The organism is Vibrio sp. 05-20-BW147 (genome assembly GCF_013369385.1).
GTDB classification, from domain to species: Bacteria; Pseudomonadota; Gammaproteobacteria; order Enterobacterales; family Vibrionaceae; genus Vibrio; species Vibrio floridensis.
In genome coordinates, this window is record NZ_SZTO01000024.1 from 1 (window position 1) to 19,817 (window position 19,817).

The following is a 19,817-nucleotide window of genomic DNA, read 5'->3' on the forward strand; positions in this document are numbered from 1 at the left end:
ACAATCAACATAGAAACCCTGCCCTGAATCACGCCTAACTCCACCAGCAAAATCACATCACCTGATTACCCGCATGATTTTACTGACGTCGACGAAGGGAAATATTGGCCGTGATTAGTACGACGACGCCGACGAGAAAATGTAGAAAACTGTGTTGGAAAGACAGGAACTATGAAGCAACATGTCCTTCCACTTGTATTTTCTTGGCTCTGGGTCCTTTGGGTTTGACCTCAATTTCAAAACTAACGATATCACCTTCTGATGGCTCGGAGGCTCCATCTGGCAATTCATCATAAAAGAAAAAAACATCTTTTCCTTTAGTTCTTCTTATGAATCCATATCCTTTAAAAGCATCATATGCGTGGATAACACCAGATTCACGAACGTTTTCGTCCTTACTCAAGCCAATACTCCTTTTTACTCGGAACATTCGTATAATGTAATTTTAGCTTTTTAATTAGCCCTTTAGCTAGGCCAGGATGAGACCGTTTTAATACCCCAAGCTTGAAAATTAGCCGATTATAGTCGTTAACCCTACCAATTTTTTGGTGGTGTTCTTTGGGTACATTTAAAGCCTTATAAGCCAACCTCTTCAGCTTACTTGCTGTATATTCATCATATTCAGGAAGAATAGCTCTTAACCTTTCTCTAAGTTGTTTAGCCTGTGGATGTTCCAACCGCGTTAACTTAGCAACTTTTCCTGATGTTTTATTCCATAGATCATGGTAATCGGTGCTTGTCTTTTCAGACTCATACTTGAGTTCACAGTTATACACTAATTGCCTAACATACTTTCTTTCTTTTCTTCTAAGCTTAGGTTTTTTATGTTCAACCCAAAGGCCCGTCACTTCAAACCCTTTGTTTGCCTTACCTCTATACTCTATTTTCGTTTTTTTAGAATTTAGCTTTAAGTCATATCTAGTGAACAACCCCACAACCGTACTAATTAGTTGAGAACATTGCTTATTATCCAAGTTCTTAGAGGATGACAGTGTTACATCATCCAACAACCTTGAATAGTGAATCCCCTTACCGCGAAAAGATGAAACTAAACGGTATTCTGAGTTAAAAAAAACTAAGTTAGCTAAATAGCTGGATGTACAACCACCTTGAGGAACCTTCCCTTTATATGTGGTCAGCTTAGTCAATAAATCCACTACCTCATCGGGAAACTTAAAGAAGTACTTGTAAATAAGCGCTACTTTTTCTGCCTTAATGTTAGTGTAAAATTTCTTTATATCCAAACTAATCAATGTATTAGCATTGGCGTGGATTTTAGCATTTTCAACATAGTCTCTCTTTACATCGGCCCGAATACCACCTTGTAAATAACTAGGAAATTCCACTTTCTCAAATATTCGAGAGTTGATTCGTTTCTGAATCTTTTTTAACTCATACTTTGGCTCAAAAACTGTACGGTTTTTTTCAACCAATTCGTACTCGGTATAGGATTCGTCAACTCGGTTCGCGATAGACAATAGACGTTTGGGATGCATCCCCAAAGTTCGGGCAAGGGTGTCGACAGAAGCAATGGCTTCATGTGGGTAATATGGCTTATCCATAAGCAACCTAAAAAAAGAAAGGAGTCAATTGTTAGAAGTAGTCGATAAGCTCCTTGAGGAACCCAGCTACAGTAACAATCACGGGAATACAGCCTGATACCAATCCTGTTTTCCGTGAGCTCTGGTCAACTTGTTTTTCAGTCTCGTACTCGGCTTCGAATAACGATTCTGTGTTCTTTGTAACATGTCTACATTTGAGTTTCAGCTTGCGCTTCATAAGTGCCTCCTATTGTTGGCTGTGAATAATTCGCCAGACCAAAATAAAGAGAGCCACAGAAATAATTACATTGACCACTGAGCTGACTCCTAACCTTTCGCCAGACAACTGTCGCCTAGAAGGCCATCATAAATTAGCCTGCGGCGGGGGACGGGGGAGATTCCCTTAGACCCCCAGGAGTCCGGTCATGATCCTTTCGGATCGCTCACGTTAGAGAGCATCGATTTTCTGTGTAAATCAACAAACGTAAATCACTAGAACAACAAATAGGCGAATAACACCTACATGCATATAATATTACCATATTTAAGTACCGTCAATAACTTGAAGTCGGTTCAAAAATTATTAAGTGAAAAACCAAATAGTGATCACATCCGTAGCTTGCAAAGAATAGTTCCACTAGCCAAGCAGGTGAGCTATGACAAGCAATTCCCTAGCTCGTATGGCAAGCTTCTGAGCAGTAATAGCACCCATTGGCCTTTGAATAGGTTTTCTTCGCTGCAGCAACTGCAGGCCCACAACTAGCAAACTCACCAAGATACGTTCGGTTATGTTCCAGTGGCATGTAAGAGCAACCTTGCTTATGCACTTCATGATCGCCATTAGCTTGTTGATTCTTGTTCACATAATACCTAGCCATACTATCCTCAATATCAGTAATAAAAACCAATATAAAACTTAGCTCATAAGGCTATATTTTCAATAAGGGAATGACAAATGTTCCACATCTAACAATTGTCAATTGTCGTCGTCGACGTCTATCGCCAACAGTCGACGACAGCGCTAAAACAAAAAATCCGGCACCGATGACCAAAGCCACCAATGCCGGACGTATTGATTTGGTTAAATCTTAGGCTCATATAAAGCAATGAGATAAAGCTCTAAGCCGGATTTAGTAGTATCGTTCGGTAACACCACAACTAAAAAATCAGACCTTCATCACAAAAATAAAAGTTCACTCGCTCTCAGAACGCCTTTAAACAAGCGGATAAACTCAATTTTCCTTTCAAAAAACGTCTACCCTCGCGAGAACCGTTCTGAGGGGCTATCAGCCATGTTTAAAAAAAATCAAGAACAAAATTTCTGCCATTTATAGGCACTTTTCAAAATCAATTTTGTAGGGCAAATTTATGTTCATCAGGAAAACTTAACTCCTGATTTAATTGAATAAATCATACTATAGGAATTAAAGAATGAATACTAAATTAACCACATTAACTAACTCTGTTTCACCATCTAACGTCGGCCACTACGCTAAGCTGGCGTACAACTCGGTGTTCGCTCCATCAAAATTACCTGCTGACATCGATAACATTATTGATTCAGAAGAGTGTTATAACGGCGAATGCGATTACTCAAACGGATCCACAGCAATCACAATCGCTCAAAACCATTACTTGAGCGACATTGGTGATCCCATTGAACATATTTTTGAAATGAAAGAATGGATTGGTTCTCATGCAAAAGCCATCAACGATGCAGATATTGAAGTAACTACAAATGTTGCCTTTCCCAACCTGGAAAGAACTTCGTTCAGTTGTATCCACAATAAAAGCGATCTAAAAGGGCTACCTCAGTCCGTCTACGATGCAATGACATATGTGATCGAGAATATTGAAATTACTCAGGTTGAAATACTCGAACTTTTTTCTGCTGCCACCCATTCACTGGCTATCGACTGCTTTTACTCAATTGATGATTTTGACTTTAATGTCAAATCGGCACTTGAGCACGATCTGAACGAAAAACTGATTCAATATAACAACAACACCCAAGGAGGAAATATCATGTCATTTGATACTCAAGTTCTACTGAACACTTACACCAATAAAGCCAAACAACACGCCTGTAAAGGTCCAAAAGTCCGAATGGCGGAATATGTCGAATCCGTAATGGAAGTACAGGCGCAAGTTGGCCGTATAGACAACCTAGACGCCATCACTCGTGAGTTTGAACAACGCTTAGCGAGTAAGTCGAATTGGGGATACAAGCTAGCTGCTGAGCAACTATCCGAAGCAATTAAAACCGTCGAAAAACACTAACCCTTAAGCAACACCACTTTTTTTACTTTGATTTTTGACTAGCCGAGCCTCTCGGTGACGGCCTTCTTACACCTCAAATTCGGCAGCCAATATATTGCTGCCGAATCAAGAATAAATTTTGGAGCATACGATGAACTACTCAAACAACACGAACAACACGAACAACACGCATACTTCGGCAAACTACGAAACACATGGCCGCAACTCTATGGTGAATTTCAACGATTTTTCTGATTCAGAATCAAGCAACCAACCTAACTTTGCACCTCTGGCACTTCAGGCTGTTGATCTAAAGAATTCGTCCGCAGAGCTGACCTTCTTTACGCCCACGGCAGAGAAAGTCTTCTTTCACTACGTGAATGGCCATGGATACCTTCAGTGCAATGGACCCGACTGCCCGATGTGCCGCGCTCAAATTAAATTAGATAGCCGTTACCTATTCCCCGTCTACGATCACATTGAGGGAGAGGTGAAGGTACTGGCGGTTCCACCATCCGAGAAGCCAAAATCCTTGTTTCCGCAGATCAAGCCTTACGTCACCAAAGGCGGTCAACTCGTGTCAATTGAGAAAAATGGCTTCAACTATGATGTTTATGCGACTGCCCTACCCGAGTACGCTACTATCGATCAAGATAAAATTACTGCGTTTTCCGACGCATTCGACTCTGGCGAAATACGCTTGTCTGATATCTACCGTATTCTGACAGACGACGAACTGCGAGAGATCCCAGAGATCGAGAGACGCCTACGCTTCAAAGGTGTGGCTTGATTGTGGTTAATCCAATCATCATCAGCGGGGCCGAAAGCCTCGCTGAATTTCGTTTTAATAATAGTGCTCAGGCTATGCTTGGGATGCTGGCGCAACACCACTACGTGCTCAACGACTGGATGGTGGGCGTTGGCAAGTCGTACCAACTGGATCAGTTGACCACTTTGGCGTTGGAGTCGAACGCATATGACTGCGTGATTGTCGCAGCGCCGACTCGAAAAATTCTTGAAGAAAGAAAGCCTCTCCAAAGCCCTCCAGCCGATATTAAGGTTGTCAACATACAACCTCGCCCCAGCAAGCTGTGTGGTGAAACTCGCGATCTGAGTTGGAAAGACTATGAACGTAGAAACTTAGGTCTGCTGGGCAAAAAGCACATTTGTGCCCTGTGTCCAAATAAAGATAAGTGTTTTTGGCCCGACCAATACGGTAAGAATTTGGATGGGGCGAAAATCGTATATGCAACTCAATCACACTTCGTGCGTAACCCCTACTTCATCCAACACATCGTAACGATGGCTAAAGCAAGCAATGCCTTAGTCATTTTCGATGAAGCTAACGTAAGCCTAAACCATTACAGTCGAACCATATCGCCCATATCGATTGAACAAACTCTAGAAGCCGTGCAGGAGAGCCGTCTATCAGACTATGTAAAAGGCGCTCTAACGCACTATCTGGAATGTTTACGACAGGCCTCAACGGAGGAACTGCGCGATATTTCAGCGTGGCGCTGCCCTGCAATTTTTCCAGATCAGATGACTCAAATCACCAGTATTGGCGATCGCATGTTTGGCGATCGTTTCATCAATATTCTGTATGACCTCCAAAGCTTCGGAGCATCTGAGGCAGAATCACGCGAAAAATTAGCAGATGGTTCAATTCACTTCCCTGCGCCGCCAGTCAATGCGGGATTCGACACAGTGCTATACAGCGGCACCACCTACCCGGACATACTGAAACTGAAACTCGGGATGGATTTTTACAGCCCGTATTCTCACATTGAGTTTCGGGGGGAATCGACGGTTTGGCACAATATCGCATCCTCAATTGGGACTGCGACAAACTTTAAGAAAAACTCACCGCAAATCCTAGATACCTTCGCCCAATTGACGCTCCAACGAGTAAGAGAAGGGAAACGCGTATTGTTGGTCTCTAAACAGAAACACGTCGACCACTGCGTTTCCATGCTCAATCAATATCTGGCCGAGGAAGGAGTTCAGGACGTTCGTGTGGTTCCCGCAAGCGACTATGCAGAGTGTGACGATATGACCTTAGTACCCATGATCCATTACGGGGTCATCGGTATTAATCAATTCGAAGAGTTCGATTGCTGCTACTGCCTAAACAGCTATTACGTAACCCAAGACATACTTCACAACGCAATTCAGGAGCTGCGAGCCGAGGATGAGCGCATAGACGTGGCGATTGCAACCACTGACAACCCTCGTCGGCGTCATGGCGTCATCACAGATCAAAAGTATCGCTACTCTGATGTCGCCAAAGTCGTAAACCCAATGCTGCAAACATTAGAAATGGGGGTTGTCATCCAAGCCATTGGACGCGTGCGCCCATTTACAAAATCGCGTGAAATCATCACGTTTCAAAATAACGATGCACCAAAGTCGGGTTACGACCATGAGTACAGCAACCTAGAGCAACTGCGAAAGCACTTCGGTTTAAAAAGCAAGCAAGCCCGAACGTCGGCAACCCTGTCAGAGCAGATTAATCAGATGATAGCCGACGGGTTTAAGCAGCAAGAGATTGCTTCAACTCTAGGGATCAGTACTCGAACCATTCGACGCCATAAGGCCGGATAACCAACACTAACTCAGCAAGGAAGGCATAGTCAGAAATGCTTTCCTTACAACTTAAAAGGTCATGCAATGGAATTATTACCTGGAACCCAAGCGCATCTAAAAAAGAAAACAGCCCCGCCATCAAGTGCCTTGATTCTACCTCAAGACACGTCACATTCCGTCGGGAAAACTCAGTTCATTCAACATGAAGCCGAGATCGATCAAATGATTGAGCTGGCTTACCAATTGCCTCTATCTGCTGTCAGTCTCAGCTTTCAATTTATTTACTCGACTCCGGTAGTCAAGCTACCGAACGGCAATAACAGATATGATATTTCGTCCATTATTCCACGTTTACTCAGCATGACGCTGATGGAGAACACAAGTAACTCGCTAGCGCTGCACTCGTTCGTTATTGACATTGCTAGTCCCTCGATTCGTCCAAAGCTACAAAGCCTTTTCAATTTGCCTGTGACCTACGTAACCCACGAAGCTAAGCCTGACCTGCACTGTATTTGGTCATTGGGCCTAAACGAGCCCAGATATTGGTGGGATACCTGCATTGCAGAAAAAGCCAGATATCTTGGTCAACACAATAACGCTAAACTCACTCAAGATGTTTCAACCGTCGAAAAAATACAAATCCAAAAAACATTGGCTGAACAGAACACGGTGTTTTATGGCTTGGCTGAGACAGCTCAACGTTACAATGTCCAAAATAGCCTCGCTTCCAGTGCGAAGTTACTGATGGGCCCTGAGCAAGACTGCCCGTCTTTTTCTGCGCTCCAGATTGAACAGACGTCACAGCTCAGCATCACTGTGGCGAAGTTGTACTTAACGCAAAGCCAATCCTGCCTCATGTTTGGCATCCACCAACACCTTATCAGTATTGAGATGCCTTGGGTCGTGACTAACGCCGCCATCGAGTGGAATGGCTTTAAGGTATGCAGAGATAAGTGCCGTCAAATTCTCGAAGCGTGCGAGCGTAAGCTAAGTCTATACAGTCAAGGGCTAGCGCAACTAGGGATGACAAACCCCAATAGCCAGCACCAAAAGCAAGTGCTTTTTGCCTCACTCGGATTACTGCATCACTTCAAAGACGGGGATGACTATAGTTTTCAACGTGAAATGCTAAGCAAGAACTATGCTTTACACCCAGCGGTGGCATTCTTGACAAAATATACGCATATCGATTCTGTCTACAAAGACGTCATTTTACAGCCCGGTATTGTCGGTAGTGACGGACGGGTTCACTCAGAACAAAAACAACTTACGGCTGCCACAGGCCGACAGGCTACCGTTGCGCCAAATATCTTGGGGCTTCCTGCTGTCCTTCGTCCGTTAGTGGTTGCACAAGACGGTTACGTGATTGGAGAAGTCGATCTTGCACAGATTGAGGTAGCCATTGCTGCTGGTGTGTATGGCGACTCAAACTTAGTCAAGATGTATAACCAAGGCGATCTATACACGGCCATGGCCCAAGAGTTCTTCTGTGAAGAGTTAGAACCGGAATACAGCACCTGCGATTCAGCGGTCTTCAAAGAAAAATATCCTGAGAAAAGAACCATCATGAAGCAATGCACCCTAGGCCTAATTTACGGTATCACCAGCTTCGGAATAGCGAAAAAACTCAATATCAGTGTCAACAAGGCCACGGAACTGATGGATAAGTTTCTATCGATGTTTCCCGAACTGCAAAAAGCCATTGAGAGAATGCCCCAGTATGGCGCTCTGCGAGGCCATGTAAGCACTGCAACGGGATTGCACCGATACCGCCAATTGGATGCTAAGCGCGGCCATACTGAGAAAAACTGGATGGTGAACATGCCAGTACAAGGTACAGCTGCTGCGCTGTTCAAAGCAGCTGGAAATCGACTTCATCAATTGTATAAAGGTTACAACGCCAAATTGATCGTTGCCATGCATGATGCCTTTGTTTTCGAAGCACCGAAAAAACACCTAAGCGCAGTCAGCGAGTTAACTGCACAGATCATGACCCAAGTAGTGCAGGAAATGTACCCTCAGTTGAAGATAAGAGCCGATATCAACATAAGCCAACCAGATTGTTGGACCAAAGATGGCGATCCGAACACTCTCGATGTGTGGCTGGCTAAATGACCGGAGCTGGACGCAAAGCCTGATAGAGTTATTATTAAGGTTTTGTGTCCACTTTTTCTGGTTCTCAAATCATGGCTGGCAAATCGATACTTAGTTGATTGAGCAGTTATCTTAGTGACATAAAAGCTCTAGCTTACTTGTGGCTCAAAATCGTTTAGCTCGATCTCCCTGACCACCTTCTCATATCAGTTCTTGACCCATTTAACCTAATAGCAGAATGTGAACTTAGTTGAGCATTTACCACTATACAGACATGTTCTGCAATTGTGAGTTCAGGAATGATAAAGACTGTTAGAACAGTATGTTGCTGCTATGGTATTTGTATTTTATGAACATATTATAGACAATGTCTGCTGACAAGACGTTGTTAGAGTTACAAGGAAAGTTTTTTGGAAGTTTCACAAAATAAATCTCTTTTTTATAAAATTGCTATAAATCTAAGCTTTTGGTTTAGCTTTGGCATTGTAATTTTGGTTGCAAACTGGGCAAAGGTCGATTTTGTACTTGCTCAAAAACCCGTATTCCCAGAATTGGAAAACCTTATAGAAACCAAACAGTTCATACTTCTCATAATGTCAGGTTTTACATTATACGGTTTACTCTGCTTCGCGTTTCGTAAGCTAAATACAACCGAGGAGTTAGGAAGAGCAAGATATTTTCAGAATCTTGCTCTTCAAGAATGGAGTTCTGTATTCTTTAATTTTGGCTCTGTTGTCGCTGTTACAGGGTTTCTTACGGAAAATTATTGGTATGCTATTGGCACACTAATTAGTTACATTGTCGGGTTCTGGATCGCGCGTGAGTAACTCCAAGAAACGCATTAACTGGATCGCTGTACAACGACATAGTCTGCAATAAGCTAAAAATACCCATCTAACAAACGATCAGGGCTCCAACATACTTTGCCTAATCTGGCAGAACGATCTAGAGCATCAGTTCTAAGGAGTTTCAGCCCAGAAATCATTTGGAGCCACTCGGATACAGATATGGGCCAGATACAGTAGATACGACTTGTGAATGGCTCGCTAATAAACCACTTAGAACTCAAAAAAATCAAGTGTAACCATTACGTGAACAAAAATGGACAACATACCTTACTGGGCTATTTATAAGGAAATGCGTCCACTTCGATATATCTCGTTGCCCTTTAACTAAAAAAGCAGAGGTCATCCCCTGCTCACCTAGCTTGCCCGTCAATCATCTATAACCTCGTCGGCGACGACACCAATTACGAAGCCAGCTATACCACCGATTAATACCCCATATGGACCATACCTAGCCCCAATAGCAGCACCGACTTTAGCAGCACGAATACCTGTGTTCTTTTTGGATTGGGATGATGATTGTGAAAAGGTTCTACTTTGCATGTTTGCCTCTTTTATATATGAAAAAGGACCATGCTCAGTAAAGAACATGGTCCTCTAATTTTCTGTAACACTGCTTAGTGAGAGTGACCACACACCTGACAGCTACCATCATCATAAGCACGCTCACCGCATGCCGGACAGGTTGTTACTAGGGTTGTGATTGATTTAATCGTCATATAAAGGCTCCTTATTGTTTATTGGATGAAGTAATGGGGTGTTGCGAAGCTCATTGATACCTCGGCCTAGAGAGTCCAATTCGAAACCGATGTACCTTGAGCCAAGCTCCGCAACGAAACTTATTGTGCTTTACCTTTAGGGATATCTAGACCGCATTTCGCTGCATCCATGACTTTGCCATTCATGGTTCCACAGGCATCGGCATACCACTCAATACGTGGGCCAGACTGAGAGTAAACTTGTTTACCTGCTTTCCCATTCCAGGATTTTTCTATCTTCGAAATGTCGGCTGGATTACCGCCGAACGTACCGCCAGCGAATGATGACGTGGTAGCGAATAGACACGTTAGGCCTAGCAGGATGGTTGATTTTTTCATTGTGTTGTTTCCTTGAATAATGACGATGCTCCGCGTAAGAGCACGGTTGTTAATTAGTATGATGATTAGGACTGACAGGTTGTGTCAGTCAGTTAAATGGTGTTGAGGAAGAAAGGCAGGGCTTAAGTTTCTTGGGCTATGAAACCTATAACAAAATCGGTCACTTATTCTTAGCGACCACGAAATAATGAGGGCTGACACCACCTGTCAGTGAGTCACTACATTATTGAGTCATGAATAAGAGCGAGAAGTTAGCCTACCGATTGAGTCAGATTCTTTCCCGGTTGTATGCGGGAGAGAAGTTGAGCCTTATCGACTTAGAGCAGGAATTCGGAGTGCATGAGAGAACGGTACTTCGGGACTTCAATCGCTTGGCGTTTTTGCCTATCGAAAGAGAAGAGGGTTATTACTACCTGAAGCAATTAGATCATCGTAACCCTAAAGCTCATAAAGCTCTTCATGCCCTATCGAACATGGGTATAGATAAGCTGTTTCCAGATAGGAAAACCATGACTCAGGCGCTGAACCATAAGACACAATCCATACTGTTCCGCCATATTCCTGTCGAGGATTCAGCTCGCTTTCGGGATACCTTAATTTTGATTGCGGATGCGATTCATCAACGAAATACGCTGACGCTGACTTTTCATAATCGGCGTTATCATCAGATGGAGCCTTACCAACTCATTAACGAGCGGGGTTACTGGTATCTGATTGCCGCGCAGAGAACACAGTCGCATTCGTTTCGAGTGGCCGAGATTGCTGAGATAATCCGGCACGATGATATTTATACTCCCTCGCCTATCCTCTCCGAGAAGCTGACCAGAGAAGAGCTGCATTGGCAGGCTTACGGTGTTATAGAAGTCATAGCTCAGATTGATTCGGGTCGTATTCGCGATTATCAGGAAACCGAAAATCACCTGACGATCCGAACCCTGAAAGAACTGGGCTATGGTTCAACGCTTATCAGCATTCAGACCTCGGACATACATTCCCTGATGCCAGTTCTAAAGTCCTGGATACCGAGTATCGATATCATTTCCCCATTGTGGGTAAAACAGGCGTTGATGCGAGAAGTCGAAGCCTATCTCTCGACCTGTTCGTGAGATTTATTTAATGGGCATTGTCGGCGTCGTCATTACGTCGAGAAACCCATCATGACTTCTGTATGAGCGCTAATAGGTCAGCTTTTCGCTCATCGTAATCTTTCGATTTGATGTGCAGATAAATAGATGACTCTGCTTTTGTTGCCAGATTAAGGCCCCGAGCAATTGCAGCACAGAAACCTTGATTGTTGGCTGAACCGGAAGAATAGAGAGATTTATACACCTGACTTTTCCATGGTTTATCGCCCTGCGATTCAATAAGGTCTAGTAGACTACTGAGAAGAATCCATTGTTTTGAATGCAATCCTGCTCCGCCACTTTGTCCGGCAATTCGAAAGTAGAGTTGGTCATCTTCGCTGTTTTGAGCAATCTCGTAGAGCACCGTTCCTTGGGACTTTGATCCTAGTTTTGGCGCTTCACCTGTCTTGAGAATGGTAGAGAATGGATTGTCTACTGATGTGGTTTTAGATGTATCAGCCTCTGCATTCTTCCTGCTGTTTTTGGGTTGGTTCATAGAAACTCCTTTATTTCATTGAGCTAGAAATAAGAAAGCCCCCTACCGGACGAATCCAGTAAGAGTTCTTACAATTCAATAATATAAATTCGTTTTGCTGCTTGTTACGCCTAGGCTTTTTTTTCCTGTCTTTTCCGGTACTGTTCCTGTCTTTCCAACACAGTTTTCTACATTTTCTCGTCGGCGTCGTCGTACTAATCACGGCCAATATTTCCCTTCGTCGACGTCAGTAAAATCATGCGGGTAATCAGGTGATGTGATTTTGCTGGTGGAGTTAGGCGTGATTCAGGGCAGGGTTTCTATGTTGATTGTGCAGTGATATTGCGTCAGACCTTCGCTCATAATCGATTGGTCCCCAGTTCAAGTCTGGGAGGGGCCACCAAATTCTAGAAGGCTCGTAGAGAAATCTACGGGCCTTTGTCTTTTCTGTTCTTGTCTATATCCGCTCTGCGATTACTTCCGATAAGCTTTGGTTCATTAGACCACTTCCCTCTGTCAATCAGAAAGATAGTATTGAACCGTCGAAACTACACGAATGCGTTTAATATGTGGCGTGTTGTTATCTCTATCCATGATAGAAAACTGGCCTTGAGATGCCGTGCGGATTTTTCCAAGTGAACTATTGGAATCTTTGGCAAACTTCTCAGCCACCTCTCTCGCGTTATGTGTGGCTTCTTCTATCATTTCCGGCTTAATTTCGTTTAAGCGAGTGAAGCTGTAGACAATCGGGTTGTCGTAAGCATCTTGGTTGAAAACAATCCCCTTCTTGCCCAGCTGTCCAATGAGACTGATGGCTTGACGTACCGAATCAACTTTATTGCTGTACACCGTGATGGTTTGAATGGCGAGATAGCGATATTCCGCATTTGCTTCTCCCCCATATTGCTGAGCTTTCTTATCAATCACCGATGGTGCTGAAAACTGCACACTATCAGACAGTTCGCGCTCAGCTAAAAATGCAGTGATTAACTCAGCTTGAGCATCTACCTGCTCGAACAGTGCTTGAATATCATTGCTGGCAACCGTATAGCGAATCGGCCAAATGACCGTATCAGCAGGATACTCTCTCTCCGATAATCCCTTGACCGTTACAATGCGATCCAGTGCTTTGTATTGAATAGCCGTTTGCTGAACTAGATAACCCAATACGCCTAAACCGACGATCAGGGATGCACCTAGAATCAACGCGGCTTTGGTTGTCATTTCTCTCATCACCCTAACCTTTAAAAATTGCCAAAACTCTCAAATCATACAACTTAGCGCAGTCAGTGCTTCAGTACTGAGACATGACACTAATTAGATAAAGAAACGGGAACCGAATTCGGTTCCCGCTTTCCAGAGCAGCATAACAAAGGTTTATTGACGTTTGCGTTATATTATTTTGTCCCGCAGTATCAACTTAACATCCAAACTTACATTTTGATGCAAAATTAGTATATTTTGTGAGCAGCAGATAATTTATTTCCATCATTTTACTTGTTGTTGCACGCACCTCTCGACTCATCCGTGAACCAAAGCGTCACAAAAGCATCATTAAAAACCAACCTTGCTGAAGCCTGACTGTCATCTCTCATGATTAGCATGGCGGTCAGAAACCCAGATTCGAGGTCTTTATGGCAATCAACAGTCCTTTTCGTCTACCACGCAAAACGCCTTTCGGCATTGGAGAGAATGTTGCTGAGTGGATGACGGGGCTGAGCAAGTTGGATAAGTTTTATGCTCAGCGCCCACTGCAATGCGATACTCAAACCTTTCTACGCTTTACCCTTGAAGTTCTGGGTATTGATTATCAGCTCGTCAAAGGCTCGCTTGCGAACGTCCCACAGATTGGTCCAACGGTGGTGGTGGCCAACCATCCGTTAGGCTGCGTTGAAGGGGTGATTCTTGCTGAGCTCTTGCTGATGATGCGGGAGGATGTTCAGATCCTTGCCAACCAATATCTCAAAACCGTTCCTGAGTTGGATACGCTCTTTATTGGCGTGGATGTATTTGATTCCCAGCAGGCAGCAAAGTCCAACATGAAGGCGCTACGCGATGCAAACAAGCATCTCGCTCAAGGAGGGTTACTCTTAGTTTTTCCTGCCGGTGAGGTATCGCAACTTGTTGATAGAAAACAAAAACGCTTAGAAGATAAAGAGTGGAGTCGTTCTGTCAGCGCTCTGATCCGCAGACATAAAGCGCATGCGCTGCCTGTGTTTATCGACGGGCAGAACTCACAACGCTTTTATCTTGCAGGCAAGATTCACCCTCTCTTGCGCACGCTGATGTTAGGGCGTGAATTACTCAATAAGAAGCAGCAAGCGATTCCGATTGCCATTGGTCAGCCAATCAAATTCAAAGAAGTACAACATTTGACGGATGAGCAGCTAGTCAGTTATTTGCGTTTAAACACGTATTTACTCAGCGCTGAACCACCACTTCACCACCCAATGGATCACGACACCAATCCCCCTCTCGCCCCGATTGCAGAGCCATTAGAAAAGCAAAAGTGGTTATTGGATCTGGCGATGCTCCCTGAAGATGCTTTATTGCTTCGCCAAGGTAATTTTAGTGTCTATTGCACCACTGCCAAATACATTCCTTCGATTCTGCATGAGATCGGCCGACAGCGAGAGATCAATTTTCGCGCTGTAGGGGAAGGGACGGGTTATGCGATCGACATCGATCGTTTTGATCACCATTATCATCATCTGTTTGTCTGGGATAATGAAAACCAGCACCTGGTTGGGGCTTATCGCCTCGGTTTAGTGGACAAACTGCTGGAAAAATCTGGATTGGATGGGCTCTATTCGCGCACATTATTCGACTATGACGCACCCTTTCTGACCCAGTTAGGCCAGTCGATTGAGATGGGACGCTCTGTGATCACCTCCCCCTACCAGCGCAGCATGAATGCACTTTTACTCCTGTGGAAGGGAATTGCTACCTTTGTCTCTCAACATCCGCAATACACGCATTTGTTTGGGCCGGTCAGCATCAGCAACGATTACAGCCCCACCGCAAGGCAACTGCTCGCTCAATCCATGACGCTGCACCATTATGATGCTGCCAGCGCCGAGCTCGTCAAACCACTTAACCCCATTGCCGATCATCATCCCAAATGGAACACCAGCATGCTAACGGCACTTGGTGATTTGCAACTGCTGTCTCGAGTGATTTCTCGTATTGATGAAGGCAAAGGGGTGCCCGTTTTGCTAAGACAATACTTAGGACTGAATGGCAAATTGGTGTGCTTTAATGTCGATCCTGCATTTAACAATGCGTTGGATGGCATGATTGTGGTGGATCTGCGTGATGTGCCCGAAAAAACGCTAGGCAAATACATGACGCCAGCTAAAGCACGGCACTATCTCTCACTTCATCAAGCATGAGTTGATGGCTTTTGGTCACGTATGCATTGCCATGTCGTGACCTAAGCAGCAGTTTTACAATCAGAGTAATCCTCTTAAAGTACGGGTACCAGGCGGCCAAACAACTGAGCAGAACCGTCAAATTACCGATACTCCGTGCATATTTTGTTTAATATGACAGATATTCGTCTTATCACAGTCCATTAGACTATTTTTTATTCTATTGACGAAAAAATCATCTAATTTGAATCTGTTGGCAAACAACAAAACAAACGAGGACGTCATGCCAACAATCAAGCCCAACCGCTCTTTTCTGAAACGTGCGATTATCGCTTCCACTGCCCTGCTCTCTTTTTCACTTTTTGCTGCGGAAGAAGTGTATCGCTTAAAACTGGCTGAAACTTGGGGACCGAATACGCCGATCCTCGGTGACGCATCGAAAAACATGGCCAAGCTCGCTGAAGAAATGTCAAACGGTCGCCTACAAATTCGCATCGATTCAGCCAACAAGCACAAAGCACCATTGGGTGTGTTTGATATGGTCAAGTCTGGTCAATATGATCTTGGCCACTCCAGCTCTTATTATTGGAAGGGGAAGGTCCCCAACACGCTCTATTTCTCTTCGATGCCCTTTGGCATGATCACCACGGAGCAGTACGCGTGGTTCTATTACGGTGGTGGCATGGAACTGATGCAAAAAGTTTATGCTCCGCACAATTTGCTCTCATTTCCTGGCGGAAACTCAGATATCCAAATGGGGGGCTGGTTTAAGAAAGAGATCAATTCCGTTGAAGATCTGAAAGGGCTAAAAATGCGTATCCCCGGTTTTGCCGGCGAAGTACTGGCACGTGTTGGCGCTAAACCGACCAATATTGCGCCGGGAGAACTCTACACATCACTCGAACGTGGTACCATTGACGCGTTGGAGTGGGTGGGTCCAGCGTTTGACTTGCGTATGGGTTTTCACAAAATCGCACCCTACTACTATACCGCGTGGCATGAGCCGGGCTCAGAAACACAGTTTTTAGTGAATAAGAAGACCTGGGAGACATTACCCAAAGATCTGCAAGTGATCTTAGAAACCGCCTTTCGCGTGGCGGCGTTTGATATGTACAACCAAGCGATCGATGCCAATGCCAATAGCTGGGCTACCATGCAAAGCGAATACCCAGACATCAAGGTGCGCGATTTTCCTCCTGCGGTGTTACAAGCCATGCGACAAGCAACCAATGAGTTGCTAGAGGAAGAGGCAGCCAAAGATCCGCTCGCGAAAGAGATCATCACTTCACAAGAAAACTACCTGAAGAAAGTGCGTGCTTGGACGGCGATCTCCGCCAAAGCGTATTTGGATACCAACCAATAACCATAAACCGTACAGTAAGGGCTGCCAATGCAGCCCTTACATTCTAACTTACTCCACCGTAACACTTTTCGCCAAGTTTCTAGGCTGATCCACATCCGTACCCTTGATGAGCGCGACATAGTAAGAAAGCAACTGAAGTGGTAAGGTGTAAACAATCGGTGCAATGAAAGGATCACAATGTGGCACATTAAGCACTTTCATTGTTTCATCACTTTCAAACGAAGCATTAACGTCCGCGAATACGTACATCAATCCGCCTCTTGCACGCACTTCCTCGACGTTCGATTTGAGTTTTTCTAGCAGTTCATTGTTAGGGGCGACCACAATAACTGGCATCTCGGCATCAATAAGAGCAAGAGGACCATGCTTTAGCTCTCCAGCGGCGTAGGCCTCCGCGTGGATATAAGAAATCTCTTTTAGCTTTAACGCCCCTTCCATCGCAATCGGAGATTGCTCACCACGACCTAAAAATAGTGAGTGGTGTTTATCGGCAAAATCTTCCGCAAGCTCTTCGATAGATTCAGCCATAGAAAGTGTCTGTTCGATTTTGGCAGGGAGAGACTGAAGAGACGATACCAAGTTCGCTTGTTGCTCTTTACTCATACCATTGTGACGGCCAATCGCCCCAGCCAGCATCAATAGCCCTGCCAACTGCACGGTGAAAGCTTTGGTTGAAGCGACACCGATCTCAGCACCTGCCTTCATCATATACGCCATATCCGACTCGCGAACCAATGATGAGCCAGGTACGTTACAAATGGTTAAGCTCGCCATATAGCCCATTTCTTTCGCCAGACGCAGTGCTGCCAAGGTATCTGCAGTTTCACCAGACTGAGAAATTGTCACTAATAGCGAGTTTTCAAACACGTGTGATTTGCGGTAACGAAACTCCGAAGCGATCTCAACATTGCAAGACACGCCGGCCCACTCTTCAAGCCAGTATCGAGCCACTAAACCAGCATGATAGCTGGTACCACATGCTATGATTTGCACATGTTTAACCTGACTTAACAAGGCTTCAGCATTCTCACCAAATGCCGAAGAAACCACCTGACCATTTGCTAAACGCCCTTCAAGGGTACGCTGAATCGCCACGGGCTGCTCGTAAATCTCTTTCAACATGTAATGGCGGTATTCGCCTTTATCACCGGCGTCGTGTGAAACTTCCGACTCTTTGATTTCACGCTCAACTGGGTTGCCCTGAGCATCAAAGATAGAGACCGCAAAACGAGTCACTTCCGCCACATCACCCTCTTCTAAAAAGGCGAAGCGACGGGTAACAGGTAACAGCGCAAGTTGATCTGAGGCGATAAAGTGCTCTTTCATACCGTAGCCAATCACAAGCGGGCTACCAGAACGCGCAACAACTAAGCGAGAAGGATCTTTACGATCCAAGACAACCGTGCCGTAAGCACCTTCCAACTGTTTAACGGTTTTTTGTACGGCTTCAAGTAATGACGCTGCTGTACGCAATTCCCACTCGACCAAGTGAGCAATCACTTCGGTATCCGTTTGAGATTCAAACAGATAGCCACGAGATTGCAACAACTCGCGTAGCGTTTCATGGTTTTCAATAATGCCGTTGTGTACCACGCTAATGTCGCCTGACTGATGTGGGTGCGCGTTTATCTCAGAAGGCTCTCCATGAGTCGCCCAACGCGTGTGTGCGATCCCTGTCCCGCCAACAACCTCGGCTTGATCCAAAGCATCCGCCAATTCTTGTACTTTACCCAAGCGACGAATTCGGGTCAGAGTGAATTGGCTATCAACCACTGCGACACCCGCAGAGTCATAACCGCGATATTCTAAACGACGTAGACCTTCAACCAAGATCTCGGCAACATCACGCTGTGCAACGGCACCAACGATTCCACACATGTTTTATCTCCATTTTTATTTTTTTGCTTCCTCGTACTTCGCAAGCAAAAGTCGTTACGAGGAAAAAGATTAGGCACAGATGACGCGCACGCCATTGGCTTCCATTTCGGCTTTGTGTTCTGGCAACAAGTCATTGTTGGTGATAAGAATATCGATCATTTCCCACGCCAGTTCGAGATTCGGGATTTTGCGCCCCACCTTGTCGGACTCAACCATGACGATCACTTCTCGCGAGACTTCCGCCATCACTTTGCTCAGGCCGACCAGTTCATTAAATGTGGTGGTCCCACGGGTCAGGTCGACACCATCTGCGCCGATGAATAGCTGATCAAAGTCGTATGATCGCAACACCGATTCGGCCACTTTGCCTTGGAAAGATTCAGAATGGTTGTCCCAAGTTCCGCCCGTCATTAAAAGCGTAGGTTCACTTTCCAGTTCGTTCAACGCGTTAGCTACGTGCAAAGAGTTGGTCATCACCACCAAACCACGTTTGCTGTTGAGTTGCTGAATAAGCGCCCCGGTCGTGCTACCGCTGTCGATCACGATGCGGTTGTGATCTCGAATCAGTTCAGCAGCTTTCTCTGCCAGCCTTATCTTTCGTTTCGAAATATTTTGATTCATTTCTTCATGAATCACTTCTTTGGGAATAGCAATCGCGCCACCGTAACGGCGCAACAATTGACCATTCTTTTCTAATGACGCTAAATCCTTTCGAATCGTGACCTCTGAGGTATTAAACTTATGAGCAAGCTCGTCAACGCTGACTTCACCTTTCTCATTAACCAGTTTAGAAATACTGTGTCTTCTTAGCTGAGTGTTTCGTTTTGACATTTAACTTCTAGCTTTAAGTTTCGACTTGAAAGAAATTATAGTTGAAGTGAAACTTTTTAGTCCATTTATTTCGATCCAAAAAATTAATAAATAGCGCTGAAACCTTGTCCTAAGACAATTCTTAGACAGTGATATTGACTGAATTCAGTGGTAGAATTCGCCTCCGAAAAGAAAATTTATTACAGAATTGACCGTTATTTTTTTGCAACTTTTTTCATATAAAGTGGAGAAAGTCACAAAAATAGAGAATTTTGAATTATTGAGTTGGTCATAAAATGACTAAACTTGATGAAAGACTTTCAACCCTGATGTCATTAAGTTGTTGTTGATAAGCCCGCACTGAAGCTAAAAAG

General features: G+C 44.5%; 16 protein-coding genes. 8 read left to right on the forward strand and 8 right to left on the reverse strand.

The window, feature by feature from the left end; all coding sequences use genetic code 11:
- Positions 1-169: 169 nt before the first annotated feature.
- Positions 170-403 (reverse strand): retron Se72 family effector protein, encoded by a 234-nt coding sequence (locus tag FC652_RS17740; RefSeq protein WP_217904670.1) that lies wholly within the window; start codon positions 401-403, stop codon positions 170-172.
- Positions 396-1,562 carry a reverse transcriptase family protein gene (locus tag FC652_RS17745; protein WP_176299620.1) on the reverse strand — a complete coding sequence of 389 codons (1,167 nt, stop codon included), beginning with the start codon at positions 1,560-1,562 and terminating at the stop codon, positions 396-398. Before FC652_RS17745 ends, FC652_RS17740 begins: the two co-directional genes overlap by 8 nt.
- A 1,410-nt stretch (positions 1,563-2,972) precedes the next feature.
- On the opposite strand from FC652_RS17745, the gene FC652_RS17750 reads away from it, so the two are divergent.
- The 5 genes from FC652_RS17750 to FC652_RS17770 all read left to right on the forward strand — a co-directional run bounded on the left by FC652_RS17750 (position 2,973) and on the right by FC652_RS17770 (position 9,307).
- Positions 2,973-3,821 (forward strand): hypothetical protein, encoded by an 849-nt coding sequence (locus tag FC652_RS17750; RefSeq protein WP_176299621.1) that lies wholly within the window; start codon positions 2,973-2,975, stop codon positions 3,819-3,821.
- A gap of 130 nt (positions 3,822-3,951) precedes the next feature.
- Complete coding sequence (locus tag FC652_RS17755) at positions 3,952-4,590, forward strand: hypothetical protein (protein WP_176299622.1); 639 nt, start codon at positions 3,952-3,954, stop codon at positions 4,588-4,590.
- Positions 4,591-4,592: 2 nt separating this feature from the next.
- Positions 4,593-6,404 (forward strand): DNA-binding response regulator, encoded by a 1,812-nt coding sequence (locus FC652_RS17760; RefSeq protein ID WP_176299623.1) that lies wholly within the window; start codon positions 4,593-4,595, stop codon positions 6,402-6,404.
- Positions 6,405-6,470: 66 nt separating this feature from the next.
- Positions 6,471-8,501, forward strand: a complete 2,031-nt coding sequence (locus FC652_RS17765; RefSeq protein ID WP_176299624.1) for a DNA polymerase — start codon at positions 6,471-6,473, stop codon at positions 8,499-8,501.
- 389 nt (positions 8,502-8,890) lie between these two features.
- Positions 8,891-9,307 (forward strand): hypothetical protein, encoded by a 417-nt coding sequence (locus tag FC652_RS17770; RefSeq protein WP_176299625.1) that lies wholly within the window; start codon positions 8,891-8,893, stop codon positions 9,305-9,307.
- Between the two features lie 387 nt (positions 9,308-9,694).
- Here FC652_RS17770 and FC652_RS20420 read toward each other — a convergent pair whose 3' ends face one another.
- Both FC652_RS20420 and FC652_RS17775 read right to left on the reverse strand, forming a co-directional pair.
- Positions 9,695-9,868 carry a hypothetical protein gene (locus FC652_RS20420; protein ID WP_171387724.1) on the reverse strand — a complete coding sequence of 58 codons (174 nt, stop codon included), beginning with the start codon at positions 9,866-9,868 and terminating at the stop codon, positions 9,695-9,697.
- A 296-nt stretch (positions 9,869-10,164) separates the two neighbouring features.
- Positions 10,165-10,422, reverse strand: a complete 258-nt coding sequence (locus FC652_RS17775; RefSeq protein WP_176299626.1) for a hypothetical protein — start codon at positions 10,420-10,422, stop codon at positions 10,165-10,167.
- A gap of 302 nt (positions 10,423-10,724) precedes the next feature.
- On the opposite strand from FC652_RS17775, the gene FC652_RS17780 reads away from it, so the two are divergent.
- Positions 10,725-11,528, forward strand: coding sequence for a YafY family protein (locus FC652_RS17780; RefSeq protein WP_255199184.1), 804 nt, complete (start codon positions 10,725-10,727; stop codon positions 11,526-11,528).
- A gap of 49 nt (positions 11,529-11,577) precedes the next feature.
- Here FC652_RS17780 and FC652_RS17785 read toward each other — a convergent pair whose 3' ends face one another.
- Complete coding sequence (locus FC652_RS17785; protein WP_176299628.1) at positions 11,578-12,042, reverse strand: hypothetical protein; 465 nt, start codon at positions 12,040-12,042, stop codon at positions 11,578-11,580.
- A gap of 495 nt (positions 12,043-12,537) precedes the next feature.
- Entirely contained in the window at positions 12,538-13,254 is a 717-nt protein-coding gene (locus FC652_RS17790) for an SIMPL domain-containing protein (protein WP_176299629.1), read from the reverse strand.
- 401 nt (positions 13,255-13,655) lie between these two features.
- Between FC652_RS17790 and FC652_RS17795 the strand changes: the two genes are divergently transcribed.
- The gene (locus tag FC652_RS17795) at positions 13,656-15,413 is read left to right on the forward strand and encodes a lysophospholipid acyltransferase family protein (RefSeq protein WP_176299630.1); all 1,758 of its coding nucleotides are present in this window, start codon (positions 13,656-13,658) and stop codon (positions 15,411-15,413) included.
- A 262-nt stretch (positions 15,414-15,675) separates the two neighbouring features.
- Positions 15,676-16,755: a TRAP transporter substrate-binding protein gene (locus FC652_RS17800; RefSeq protein ID WP_017421261.1), complete on the forward strand. Its 1,080-nt coding sequence runs from the start codon at positions 15,676-15,678 to the stop codon at positions 16,753-16,755.
- Positions 16,756-16,803: 48 nt separating this feature from the next.
- Here FC652_RS17800 and glmS read toward each other — a convergent pair whose 3' ends face one another.
- Together glmS and FC652_RS17810 are read right to left on the reverse strand one after the other, a co-directional pair.
- Positions 16,804-18,633: a glutamine--fructose-6-phosphate transaminase (isomerizing) gene (glmS, locus tag FC652_RS17805; RefSeq protein ID WP_176299631.1), complete on the reverse strand. Its 1,830-nt coding sequence runs from the start codon at positions 18,631-18,633 to the stop codon at positions 16,804-16,806.
- 69 nt (positions 18,634-18,702) lie between these two features.
- Positions 18,703-19,464 carry a DeoR/GlpR family DNA-binding transcription regulator gene (locus FC652_RS17810; protein ID WP_176299632.1) on the reverse strand — a complete coding sequence of 254 codons (762 nt, stop codon included), beginning with the start codon at positions 19,462-19,464 and terminating at the stop codon, positions 18,703-18,705.
- Positions 19,465-19,817: the final 353 nt, after the last annotated feature.